Origin of the sequence: Pseudooceanicola sediminis (assembly GCF_003575965.1) — a bacterium.
GTDB classification, from domain to species: domain Bacteria; phylum Pseudomonadota; class Alphaproteobacteria; order Rhodobacterales; family Rhodobacteraceae; genus Pseudooceanicola; species Pseudooceanicola sediminis.
Map to the genome: position 1 here is coordinate 30,982 of NZ_QWJJ01000018.1, position 12,132 is coordinate 43,113.

10 protein-coding genes are annotated in these 12,132 nt (G+C 65.0%); 6 read left to right on the top strand and 4 right to left on the bottom strand.

The window, feature by feature from the left end; genetic code table 11:
• Window positions 1-343: 343 nt before the first annotated feature.
• Both DL237_RS17710 and DL237_RS17715 read right to left on the bottom strand, forming a co-directional pair.
• On the bottom strand, window positions 344-1,654 hold the full coding sequence (locus tag DL237_RS17710) for a HipA domain-containing protein (protein WP_119400432.1): 1,311 nt from the start codon (window positions 1,652-1,654) through the stop codon (window positions 344-346).
• Window positions 1,651-1,968: a helix-turn-helix domain-containing protein gene (locus DL237_RS17715; protein WP_119400433.1), complete on the bottom strand. Its 318-nt coding sequence runs from the start codon at window positions 1,966-1,968 to the stop codon at window positions 1,651-1,653. The genes DL237_RS17710 and DL237_RS17715 overlap by 4 nt, the downstream gene beginning before the upstream one ends.
• 307 nt (window positions 1,969-2,275) lie before the next feature.
• Between DL237_RS17715 and DL237_RS17720 the strand changes: the two genes are divergently transcribed.
• The 5 genes from DL237_RS17720 (at window position 2,276) to DL237_RS17740 (ending at window position 8,559) form a co-directional block, all read left to right on the top strand.
• Window positions 2,276-3,913, top strand: coding sequence for an MFS transporter (locus DL237_RS17720; RefSeq protein ID WP_119400434.1), 1,638 nt, complete (start codon window positions 2,276-2,278; stop codon window positions 3,911-3,913).
• A gap of 183 nt (window positions 3,914-4,096) precedes the next feature.
• A complete protein-coding gene (locus tag DL237_RS17725; protein WP_199672140.1) occupies window positions 4,097-4,756 on the top strand; it encodes a TetR/AcrR family transcriptional regulator in 660 nt (219 codons plus the stop codon).
• Window positions 4,757-4,789: 33 nt separating this feature from the next.
• Window positions 4,790-5,725, top strand: a complete 936-nt coding sequence (locus DL237_RS17730; RefSeq protein WP_119400435.1) for a TAXI family TRAP transporter solute-binding subunit — start codon at window positions 4,790-4,792, stop codon at window positions 5,723-5,725.
• An 11-nt stretch (window positions 5,726-5,736) separates the two neighbouring features.
• A complete protein-coding gene (locus DL237_RS17735) occupies window positions 5,737-7,671 on the top strand; it encodes a TRAP transporter permease (RefSeq protein ID WP_119400436.1) in 1,935 nt (644 codons plus the stop codon).
• Between the two features lie 3 nt (window positions 7,672-7,674).
• Window positions 7,675-8,559 carry an amidohydrolase family protein gene (locus tag DL237_RS17740; RefSeq protein WP_119400437.1) on the top strand — a complete coding sequence of 295 codons (885 nt, stop codon included), beginning with the start codon at window positions 7,675-7,677 and terminating at the stop codon, window positions 8,557-8,559.
• A 224-nt stretch (window positions 8,560-8,783) separates the two neighbouring features.
• Here the strand turns inward: DL237_RS17740 and DL237_RS17745 are convergent, their stop codons facing one another.
• Together DL237_RS17745 and DL237_RS17750 are read right to left on the bottom strand one after the other, a co-directional pair.
• Window positions 8,784-10,325 (bottom strand): AMP-binding protein, encoded by a 1,542-nt coding sequence (locus DL237_RS17745; RefSeq protein WP_119400438.1) that lies wholly within the window; start codon window positions 10,323-10,325, stop codon window positions 8,784-8,786.
• Window positions 10,322-11,482, bottom strand: a complete 1,161-nt coding sequence (locus tag DL237_RS17750; protein ID WP_119400439.1) for an acetyl-CoA acetyltransferase — start codon at window positions 11,480-11,482, stop codon at window positions 10,322-10,324. The genes DL237_RS17745 and DL237_RS17750 overlap by 4 nt, the downstream gene beginning before the upstream one ends.
• An 86-nt stretch (window positions 11,483-11,568) precedes the next feature.
• On the opposite strand from DL237_RS17750, the gene DL237_RS17755 reads away from it, so the two are divergent.
• Complete coding sequence (locus DL237_RS17755; RefSeq protein WP_119400440.1) at window positions 11,569-12,120, top strand: PAS and helix-turn-helix domain-containing protein; 552 nt, start codon at window positions 11,569-11,571, stop codon at window positions 12,118-12,120.
• Window positions 12,121-12,132: the final 12 nt, after the last annotated feature.

A 12,132-nucleotide genomic window follows, 5' to 3' on the forward strand; every position in this document is an offset into this window, starting at 1 on the left:
GCCGGTTTCGGTTTTCTGGCTTCTGGCTTCTGGCTTCTGGCTTCTGGCTTCTGGCTTCTGGCTTCTGGCTTCTGGCCTCTGGCCTTTGGGCACGGGGACCGTCCGTTGGCGCGCGCAGCCGCTCCATCGGACGGTCGTTTGGCTCCTCCGGTGGCTGCCCATGCCGCCGGCCATGTCTGTCCGCTGTCGCTGTCGCTTTCGCCGCCCACGCGCCCTCAGCCCAATGGCGCGTGAAAAGCGGATTTGGAAACCGTTCAGATACCGCTCTGATACCGTTCAGATACCGACGTTCGAATTCATTGATATCAAAGGCTTGCAGGGTTCGATGCGGCAGATACCGACATCAGCGCAGTCGCCCGGCAATCCGCAGCGCGTTTTCCTCGACCAGCGCGGCAGTCTGTTCGACATAGCCCGCCGTCGCGCCGGGCAGGGCGCTGACCGTCGCGGTGACCGCGACCCGCGCGCCGATCATGGCGTCAACCAGCTCCTGCACCCGGCTGCGCAGGTCGGCGGGGCGATAGCCCATGTCCCGCGCGATGTGGTCCCAGTGACGCGCCGCCATCGCCTCGGGCTTGCGACGTGTTCCGGCCAGGTTCTGCGCGAAATACTGCGTCACATGCGGCCAGGGCAGCACGCTGGACACATCATACAGCGGCGCCAGACGCGGCCCCGATCCGATCGGCAGCAGCAGGGAATAATTCTTTGCGTGCGCATCGGTATTGGCCACAAGGATGTTGAAGATCAGCTGGTCCAGCAGTGCCAGCGCATCGCCCGGCGGCAGAAAGTTTCCCGTACTCAGAAGGGTTTGCAGGCTGGGACCGGGCAGGGTGCCGCGTTCGTACTTGCGCCCCGGCGGCACGCCGTTGGCCTGCGCGAAATCCTCCTGGTGCAGGCGCAGCAGCTGCCCCGACGCGCCGACCCGCCGGTCATATCGCAGGGCGCAGATGGCGCTGCGCTGTCCCGTGCTCACAATGGTCGTTGCGGCGGACGTGATGCCGATGGCCTGCGCCAGATGCAGGCAATAGACCTCGTTCTCGGTGATGCCGGGCAGGGTGGGGTTGTCGGGCTTTAGGATCAGGGTCGAGGGCGCGCCGTCGCGCGGCACGGCCAGCCGGTCGCCCGGTTGCGGCAGCCGCAGAACCGGGGCGCCCTCCGGCCCCAGCACCGCCAGCGCAGATTTCTTCTGCCCCCCCGCCAGCGATTGCCGCACGCCCTCTTCACCCACCAGAAACGGGCGGCGGCCTAAATCGTCAAAGTGACGTTCCAGCGCGATTGCAGGATCGTCGGTGTCGTACAGATCGACCAGCGGTGTATAGGCCCAGCCCGCCCTGTCACCCGGCACTCCGAACGACAGCGCCCCGGCCGTGTCGCCGCCGATCTCGGTCAGCACGGCAAGGGTATCGGCGCGGTCCAACCCCAGGGAACGGGTCAGGATCTGCAACTGGTCTTCTTCGGGCAAGAGGTTGGCAAGCCAGGGGGAAATCACGTCAGACGGATAGGGGGCCACCTGCAATGGCATCGTTCGAGACAATGCAAATGCCCCCGGTGAGGCCTGCCACCTGTCGGTATAGGCAAACGACAACTGTCCGTCCTGTGCCACGTGGATATCCCCGACGTGCAGGGCATCGAACCAGACCGCAACCCTGGCGTTCATCGGTAGGCGTCCAGGTCATAGCCGTCGCCGGGGGCTGGCTGGGCAGGGGCGTCGGGGTCTGGCTGCGGGTGGCCCATCACGTCGGACAGGGGCATCCGCAGCGCCCGTGCAACCCGGCCAAGCGTGCTCAGCCTCGGGTCGCGCTTGCCGGTTTCGATCAGCGACAGGGCAGGGGCGCTGATCCCGGTCAGCCGCGCCAGTTGATGCAGGTTCATGCCCTGCGCGATACGGGCCTGCCGCAGCCGGGCGCCGACCTCGCTCAGCAAAAGCGCGGTGTCGGGGGGCGTATCGGGGTGTGCCGGGGGCCGGGCCATGTGATCGGTGCCTCGCCTGTTTTATCGAATACGATAAAGATAGAGGGGATCACTGGGCAGGGCAATGTCTTTTATCGAAAAAGATAAATTGCGGCGATTTAGCTTGCTTGTCTCACCGAACTTACCGAATTCAGTAAAATGCGCCAGCCAAAGTCCCCCCTTTGGCACACTTGAACCGGGCGAAAAATCTGTGCGTTATGACGGCAGGCGTTTGCCGGGGGCTGGGCGCGACCAGCGGCGACACTAGGTATCACACGCACTCCGCCGACCCATCGGGCGGGACGGCAGCACAAATCGGAGCAGGACGATAGAACCGAAAAGCGATACCTTCGCGCCGCTTGGCAACCCGACGTTTCGCAGTCTGTGGCTCGCCTCTCAAACCTCCAATCTCGGGGGGCTCGTGCAAATGGTCGGTGCGGGCTGGCTGATGACCTCGCTTGCCGGAAGCAGCGATATGGTGGCGCTGGTCCAAGCGTCCAACACATTGCCGATCATGGTCTTTTCATTGGTCGCCGGGGCCCTGGCCGACAGTTTCGACCGGCGGCGAATCCTGCTTAGTGCGCAGATCTTCATGCTGTGCGTGTCCCTGGCCCTGGCGATCTGCGCCTACCTCGATCTGCTCGGGCCTTGGGGGTTGCTGGGGTTCACCTTTGCCATCGGCTGCGGCATGGCGCTGTACAACCCGTCCTGGCAGGCCAGCATGGGCGATATCGTCAGCCGCCAGAACCTGTCAGCGGCGGTCAGCCTGAACTCGATGGGCTTCAACCTGATGCGGTCGGTCGGCCCGGCGTTCGGCGGGTTCCTCGTCGCGATCGCCGGGGCCGCGGCGGCCTTTGGTTTCAACGCGTTGACCTATCTGCCCAATGTTCTGGCTCTCTGGCTGTGGCACCCCCCGGCCAAGACGGACCGCCTGCCACGCGAACACCTGCGTCAGGCCCTGGGTGCCGGGCTGCGCTACATGTCGATGTCGCCGCACCTTCTGCGGGTACTGGGCCGCAGTTGCCTGTTCGGCTTTGCCGCGTCCTCGGCCATGGCGCTGATGCCGCTGGTCGCACGCAGTGTTCTGAACGGGACCGCGCTGACCTATGGGTTGCTGCTTGGCTTTTTCGGCCTTGGTGCAATTGGCGGGGTGATTGCCAACAGCCGTGTGCGGGCAAGGTTCAGCAATGAACAGATCGTCGTTACGGCCTTTGTCGGGTTTGCCGTCGGCATGGTGATCCTGGCGCTTGGCCGTCACATCGCGGTCAGCGCCATCGGTCTGCTGATTGCCGGGGCGTGCTGGGTGATGGCGCTTTCGCTGTTCAACGTGACGGTCCAGATGTCGACACCCCGCTGGGTCGTGGGCCGGGCGCTGTCGTTCTACCAGACCGCCACATTCGGCGGCATGGCCCTCGGCGCGTGGAGCTGGGGCCTCGTCGCGGAATACCACGGTGTCACCACGGCGCTTATCGGGGCCGGGGCACTGTTGCTGCTGGGGGCAGTCATCGGGCGCTGGATCCCGCTGGGGGAATTCGGTGCGGCGGATCTGGACCCCCTCGATACGTTCCGGGAGCCGGAGTTGCGCCTGGACCTTCAGGCGCGCTCTGGGCCGATCGTCATCATGATCGACTACGTGATCGACGCCGCGGATACAGATGCCTTCCTGGCCGCAATCCACCGCCGCCGCCGGGTAAGAATCCGGGATGGCGCGCGCAACTGGACCCTGCTGCGGGACCTCGAAACCCCGGACCTGTGGAGCGAGCGTTTCCACGTCGCGACCTGGAACGATTACCTGCGTCACAACGCCAGACGCACGAAATCCGACCTGGAGGGGTTCGAGACGCTGCTGAAGCTGCACCGCGGCCCGGGGCGCCCGCGCGTCCACCGCCTGATCGAACGCCAGGCCGTGCCGCTGCACGAAGACCTTCAGCTCAAACCCCTTCCGCCCGAGGTGCCGCAGCACTAGCTGCCTCAAGTTAAATACAGAAATATCAATGTGTTGAGTGCTGGCGTTCTTCCCCTCATGGCGGGGGCGGAGGCGCCGCCTGCTCGGTTTCTCAAAAATAGTACACTTGTACGAAAGTTTTAGACACATGTACTAAGTTGCAGTACATGTGTCCCAACACATGAGATTCGGGAGGAGGACCAGGTGCGCAAATCGGACGGACACCAGGGCAAGCAGGTCACCATCATGGACGTGGCCGAACGGCTGTTCGCCGAACGTGGCTTCAGCGCGGTGTCGCTGCGCGAGATCGCACGCGAGGCCGGTGTCGCGGTGTCGGGGCTGAACTATCACTTCACCGACCGCATCGGCCTGCTCAGCGCGATTTATGCCCGCCACACCCAGCCGATGAACGCCCGTCGCCGCGATCTGCTGAGCGAGGCTCTGCGCACCCCCGACCGCAGCGACCGCCTGACCGCAGTGCTGCGCGCCTATCTGCTGCCGGCCTTCGCCTCGTCGTCGGATTCCGGTGGTGGCGCGCAATTCACCCGGATGCGGGCGGTCCTGTCCGCCGAAGGCGACCCCGAGGCGCGGCGCATCATTGCCGATTCCTTCGACGACACGACGCGCGCCTTCATTGATGCCATCGCGCAATGCCTGCCAGGTGCTGCCCGCGAACAGATCGTCTGGCGCAGCCAGTTCCTGCTTGGGGCGCTCTACTACACGCTGATCAATCCGGAACGGATCGACCGCCTGTCGGATGGTCATGTCAGTGGCGCCGATCACACGGCGGCCATTGAGGCGCTCGTCGCGTCGACACATGCCAGTCTCATGGGGCTCGTGACGCCTCAAATGGCTGAAAGCTAAAACTTTTCGCTACATCAAAAGGGAGGACTATTGATGAAATTTACCAAACTTATTGCCGCAGTTGCGGTGGTGTCGGGCCTGGCGGCGCCGACCTTCGCGGACGAGCGTGTCTCGATCGGTACAGGCGGCACGGGCGGTCTGTTCTACGTGATCGGTGCAGGCGTTGCCAACGTGATCAACAGCCATATGGACGGGGTTACAGCACGCGCCGAAGTGACGGGCGCATCGGTGGAAAACATCCGCCGCGTTGCCGCCGATCAGATCACGTTCGGCTTTTCCTCGTCCTCCACGCTCTACGAAGCGGCCGAGGGGATCGGTGCATTCGACGGCGACAAGCAGTCGGTTGCCGGGATGGCGTACCTGTATCCCGCCGTCCTTCAGGTCGCGACCATCGAATCGACGGGCATCAAGGGCTTCGAAGACCTTGCGGGCAAGCGGGTCAACATGGGCCCTCCGGGATCCAACGCCGCCGTGCTGGCGCAGCGCGTGCTGACGGCCTATGGCGTGTTTGACCCGAGCAAGGTTGAATTCCTGTCCTACAACGAAGGTGTTGCAGCGCTGACCAACGGCACTGTCGATGCCACGGTCGTTCTCGCCGGTGCACCAACCGCGGCGCTGATCGACCTGGACGCGCAGGATGACATGGTCCTGCTGTCGCTTGACAAGGATAAGGTCGGCACGCTGTTCGAGGATTATCCCTTCTACCAGCCCTACGACATTCCCGCCGGCACCTACCCGGATCAGACCGAGCCGGTCAGCGTCGTCAATGACCCGGCGACACTGTTCGTCAATGCCGATGCCGACCCCGACATGGTGGAAAAGCTGACCGCGGCGATCTTTGACAACCTGCCGGAGCTGGGCGAGGTGCACCCGCAGGCCCGTGCGATCAACCTCAAGGATGCGCCGAACATGCCGATCCCGCTGCACGCGGGCGCACAGGCGTATTTCGACGCACACAAGCAAGACTGAGGCGAGCAAAAATGTCGCGTATTCTCGATACCTTACTGTTGAACCGTGCCGAGGATCGCGGCCGGGGGGAGGTGGCGATCATCTCCCTCCTCTATGCCGGGCTTGCACTTCTGGTCACCGCACTGGTGATTTACGGAGCCTATTTCGGCCTGATCACCGCGCTTATCCTGCGCGCGGTTTTCTTCTCTCTCGTGGCGGCTGCCGGGCTGCTGGCTCTGGGCCTGCGAGCCCGCACGGGCTGGGCGCGGATGCTATGCTACGCGCTGGCCCTCGTGGCGCTGGTGCCGGGTTTTCACATCGAACAAAGCTATATCGACATCGTGATGCGCGGAGCGATGGCGACCCCGGTCGATCTGCCGATATTCGTCGGCCTGATGGCTGTGGTCTTTGTGCTGGTGCGCATGGCGCTTGGCTGGCCGCTGGTCATCATGATGGCGCTGGCGCTTGTCTATGCCTGGTTCGGCTATCTGATTCCGGGGCAATATGGCCATGGTGGGTATGACCTGCGCAGGCTCGCCTCGACCCTCATGCTGTCGACCGAAGGCGTCTATGGCGTGCCGATGGGCGTCGCTGTCGAATATATCTTTCTTTTCGCGCTGCTGGGCGGGTTGCTGATGAAGATCGGCACGGGCGAGGTTTTCGTCGATATCGCGCGCGGTCTGACGGGGCGCATGGTCGGCGGGCCGGGGCTGTCCGCGGCCCTTGCCTCGGCGATGCTGGGCACGATCAACGGCTCGGCCGTGGCCAACGTGGTGACCACGGGCACCTTTACCATTCCGCTGATGAAACGGACGGGCTATTCGGCCAACCTGGCCGGTGCGATCGAGGCCGCGGCCTCCTCGGCGGGACAGATCCTGCCGCCCGTCATGGGGGCCGCGGCCTTTCTGATGGCTGAAATCATTGGCGTTCCCTATGGCACCATCGCGCTGGCCGCGCTGATCCCGGGGCTACTCTATGTGCTGGCGCTGATGATCTCGGTCCGGCTCGAGGCGGGGCGGCTTGGCCTGCAACGGGACATGGATGCGGGACTGGCGCTGCTCTGGAGCACGCTGACCAAGCGCGGTTACCTCTTGCTGCCGCTGATCGGGCTGGTCGGTTTCCTGATCGCCGGCTACACTCCGACGCGGGCGGCGGTGATGTGTATCGTCGCCGCACTGCTGATTTCGCCGTGGCGCAAGGACACGCGGGTCGGCCTGGTTGATCTTGTCGCCGTGTGTCGCGACACACTGCTGGCGACGATGCCGATCATTGCCGCCGTCGCAGCGGCGGGCGCGGTCATCGGAGTGCTGAACCTGACGGGGCTGGGCTTGATGTTGTCGGGGCTGATCGTCGACCTGGGCGGCACCAGTATCCTGGCGATCCTGTTGCTGACGGCGGTGGTGTCCTTCGTGCTGGGGATGGGGTTGCCGACCTCGGCTGCCTACTTGCTGCTGGCGGTTCTGGTGGCCCCCGCGCTGACCCGATTGGGTATCGAACCCATTGTCGCGCATATGTTTATTTTCTACTACGGCCTTGTTTCCGCCATTACCCCTCCGGTCGCACTGGCCGCTTTTGCGGCGGCCTCGATCTCGGGCGGGGATGCCAATGGCACGGCGATGGAGGCGGTCCGCCTTGGCTTCGTCAAGCTGTTCGTGCCGTTCCTCTTCGTGTCCATGCCGGGGCTGCTGATGGTCGGAAACGGGCTGGACGTGACGCTGTCGGCCGTGTTCGCAACCATCGGCATCGTCGGTCTGACCATCGCCTTTGCGGGCTGGTTCGTGCGGCCCATGTCGGCGTTCGAACGCGGCGCCCTTGCGGTGGCGGCGCTGCTGGTGGTCTGGCCGACGGCCGTGACCTCGCTCGACGTGCTGACCGTGGCGATGCGGCTGATCGGTATCGCGGGGCTGCTGGCCCTGTTGATCCGGCTGTTCGTCGCGCGTCCCACCCCCCTTGAGTCCGAGGTCTGAGCCATGTCGAAAGAAAACTTGCCCTTCCATCCCAACCCCTCGACCCCGGTGCTGAAGCTGCCTGAGGGGGCCTGCGATGCCCATTGCCATGTCTTTGGTCCTGCTGAAAAATTTCCCTTTGCAGCGCAGCGCACCTATACCCCGGTCGATGCCCCCTGGGACCGGCTGGAGGCGCTGCACGACCAGTTGGGGCTGGCGCGGACGGTGCTGGTACAGGCCAGTTGCCATGGCACCGACAATGCCGCGATGCTGGACGCGATCGCGCGGTCAAACGGCACCTGTCGCGGTGTGGGGATGGTGGACCGGGATGTCAGTGACGAAGAGCTGATCCGCCTGAACAAGGCGGGGGTGCGCGGCATTCGATTCAACTTTGTCACACACCTGGGCAAGGACGCAAATATCGAGGCGGTACAAGAGCTTGCGGCGCGCATCGCGCCTCTGGGGTGGCACGCGGTGGTGCATTTCGAAGCCGACCGGCTGGAGACTCTGGCGCCGATCCTGACGGCGCTGCCGGTGCCCATGGTGATCGACCACATGGGCCGGCCCGATGCCTCAAAAGGGGTCGAGCAGCGGGCGTTTCAGATGCTTCTGGAGCTGATGGGCGATGCGCGGTTCTGGGTAAAGGTCTGTGGCGCCGAGAGAATTTCGCGTGCGGGTCCGCCCTATGATGATGCCGTCCCCTTTGCGCGCGAACTGGTGACGCGGTTCGAGGATCGGGTGCTTTGGGGCACCGATTGGCCGCATCCCAACATCAAGAAGGACATGCCGGACGATGGCGCGCTGGTGGATTTGCTGAGCCGGATCGCACCGGAACAGGCGCTGCTGGAAAAGCTGTTGGTGCACAACCCGACGCGGCTGTATTGGCCTGAACTGGCCACCGACGCCTGAAGCGTCGGTGAAATCCGCGTAAACCATTGATATCGCCAGATTCCGACGTCGGTATTTGAACGGTATCCGAGCGGTAAGTGAACGGTTTTATTTTTGCGGATCCTGCCCCGGGGCCGCGACGATGCCGACCAGTGCCGTGTACCGTTGCGGCGGCACCCCGTCAGGTGAGACTGCGGGGGGGCCGCCGATTGGGGACAGCCGACTGGGGACAGCCGGCTAGGCGCTCAGCTGGCGGCCGGCACGGGTGTCGGATCGGGGGTCAGCTGTGCGCGCAATTCGGTTTTCAGCACCTTGCCATAGTTGTTCTTGGGCAATTCGGGGACAAGGATATAGCGCTTCGGTTTCTTGAACCGGGCAATCATCGCCGTGCAGGCATCATCCATCGAGCGCGGATCGGGGGGCGTGCCGTCGCGGGGCACGACGAAGGCGACAACGATCTCTCCCCAGTCGGGATCGGGGGTGCCGATGACCGAAACTTCGCTGATGTCGGGGTGGGTCAGCAGCGCCTCCTCGACCTCGCGCGGGTAGATGTTGGAGCCGCCGGAAATCACCATGTCGCGGGCGCGGTCATGCAGGTGCAGATAGCCCGCCGGGTCGAGATGCCCCAGGTCGCCGGTCAGCAGCCAGCCGTCGCGCAGGGCGCGGGCGTTTGCCTCGGGGTTGTCTAGGTAGCCGCGCATGACCTGCGGCCCGCGCACGGCGATCTCTCCGATTTCGCCGCGGGGCAGGGGGCTGGCGTCGGGGGCAAGAATGCGCACCTCGGCCACGCTCTGCGCCCGCCCGACCGAGGCGAGGCGCGCCGCCCAATCGGGGTGGTCGTGATCGGCAAGGTCGGCACGTGACAGCGCCGAGATGGTCATCGGTGCCTCGCCCTGGCCATAGATCTGCACGAACTTCGGCCCCAGCACCGCCAGTGCCGTCTGGATGTCGGCCACGTACATCGGGCCGCCGCCGTAAACGATGGTCTTGATCCCGTCGCCATTCGACTGGCAGGCGCGGGCGGTATCGACCAGCCGCTTTACCATGGTCGGGGCGGCGAACATCGAGATATTGCGCAGGCTGCGCGCCAGCGACAGGATTTCGGCCGGATCGAAACCGCCGCTTTCGGGCACGACGTGGCGGGCACCGCGCAGGATATGCACAAAGGCATAGAGGCCTGCGCCGTGCGACATCGGCGCGGCATAGAGCGCGGCATCCCGCGGCGAGACGTCATCGACATCGGCCAGGTAGGACAGCGACATCGCCATGAGGTTGCCCGCGCTGAGCATCGCGCCCTTGGGCCGCCCGGTGGTGCCCGAGGTATAGAACAGCCAGGCGGTGTCATCGCGGTCCATCGCGGCGGGCCAGTCGTGAGGAGGTGCGGCGGTCAGGGTGGCGAAATCGGCGCTGCCCGGCGCGATGCAGGGGGTGGTGCCGATATCGCCCGTCGCGGTCAGCGCCTCAGGGTCTTTGGCGAAAACCAGCGCCGCGCGGGAATGGGCGACAATCCAGGCCGCTTCCCTGGCGTGCAGCTTGCCGTTCACCGGCACGGCGGTCGCCCCGGCCCAGAAGATGCCGAAGAGGATCGGCAGGTAGTCGACGCAGTTGGGCATGAAGATCGCCACGCGATCCCCCTGCGCGATGCCACGGGCGTGCAGGCCAGCGGCGATTGCGGCCGCCTGCCGGGCAAAGCCCGCATAATCGCAGACCTGCCGCGTGCCGTGAAACAGCGCCGGGGCGGCGGGTGTATCGCGCGCGGCGCGCGCCAGCCATTCCGCGGGGTTCATCGTGCGGCCTCGAGAACCGAGCAGTAGTTCGCGACGCCGGATCCGCCCATGTTGAAGACGACCCCCAGTTCGGCCCCCGGGGCCTGCATGTCGTCCGCCGTGCCGGTCAGCTGGCGCGCGGCTAAGACGTGCATCGACACGCCCGTCGCCCCCACCGGGTGGCCCTTGGCCTTGAGCCCGCCCGACAGGTTGATCGGCAGCGCGCCGCCCTTCAGCACCGTGCCCTCGGCCACCGCTTCGGCGCCGTGGCCCTTGGGTTTCAGGCCCATGGCCTCATAGATCATCAGCTCGGCAATGGTGAAGCAATCGTGGACCTCGGCGAAATCGACGTCGGGCAGGGTGATGCCCGCGGTATCGAAGGCACGCTGAAATGCCATCTTTGCGCCGGTCAGTTCCGTCATGTCGCGGCGTGACATGGGCAGGAAATCGTTGACCTGCGTGCTGGCGCGAAAGGTGACCGCGCGGGGGAAATCGCCCGCCAGGTCCGGCGCGACGATGACAAGCGCCGCCGCGCCGTCGGTGATCAGCGAACAATCGGTCATGCGCAGGGGGGCGGCGATCATCGGGTTCTTGTCCGATACGGTGTCGCAGAATTCAAACGTGACGGGTTTCTGCATGTGGGCCAGGGGGTTGGCCATGGCGTTGGCGTGGTTCTTGACGGCGATCTGCGCCAGCGCCGCCGATTGGTCGCCGAACTGCTGAAAATACTGACCGGCGATGCGGCCAAAGATCTGCGGAAAACTGACGCCGGATTCCTCGGCCTGATAGGACGCCCCGGCGAGGGATTGCGTGACACCGGCCGTATCCAGCGCGGTCATCTTCTCGACCCCGACGACCAGTGCGACCTTTGCCGACCCGCTGCGCACGGCCTCAAGCGCGGCATAGATCGCGGCGGAGCCGGAGGCACAGGCGTTTTCGCACCGCGTCGCGGGGGTAAAGCGCAGGGCGTCGTCCACCCCCAGCACCAGCGAGGCGGCAAAGGCGTCGGGCACCATGCCCGCGTTGAAATGGCCCAGCCAGATGCCATCGACATCGGCCGCCTCGACGCCCGCGTGATCCAGCGCCTCGCGCGCGGCGGCGGTGATCAGATCTTCAAGACTCTGATCGCGCAGCGCGCCGAATTTGGTATGGCCCCAGCCGGTGATACATGGTTGCATGGTGTCCTCCTGTCCCGGATGGCAGTTTAGCGGTGCGGCCTGCGCCGGGATATTCCGCAATGTTACCTAATCGGGGGGATAAGCCGATGCCCGTTCAGACCCTCGACAGTGCGATCTTTGACGCAGCGCCCATCGGGTTGCTGTATTCCGAAGATCGCCTGATCCGGCGCTGCAATCATCGCTTTGCCGCGATCTTTGGCTATGGCGCCGAGGAGCTGGTGGGCCAGTCTCTGGCACTGCTGTATCCCAGCCCTGACGATTTCGATCATACGGGCCAGCAATGGAGCCGCGAGTTGTCGCTGCATGGCGTCTATGCGGATGAACGGATCATGCGGCGCAAGGGCGATGCGCTGTTCTGGTGCCGCGTGCGGGGCCAGTCGATGGACCCGTCGCGCCCGCTGACCCGCGCCGTCTGGAGCTTTTCCGACATATCGGCCGAGCGGCCCGTGGTGGCGCTGACCCGCCGCGAACGGCAGGTGGGGATGCTGCTGGTCGAGGGGCTGACGGCAAAGGAAATCGCCCGGCGGCTGGAGATTTCGCCGCGCACGGTCCATGTCCACAAGACCCGGCTGATGACGCGTTTTGGCGTGCGCAATTCGCTGGAACTGGTGCGCTGCCTGACCTCTGGCCCGGTCTGAACCGGGGGGGTG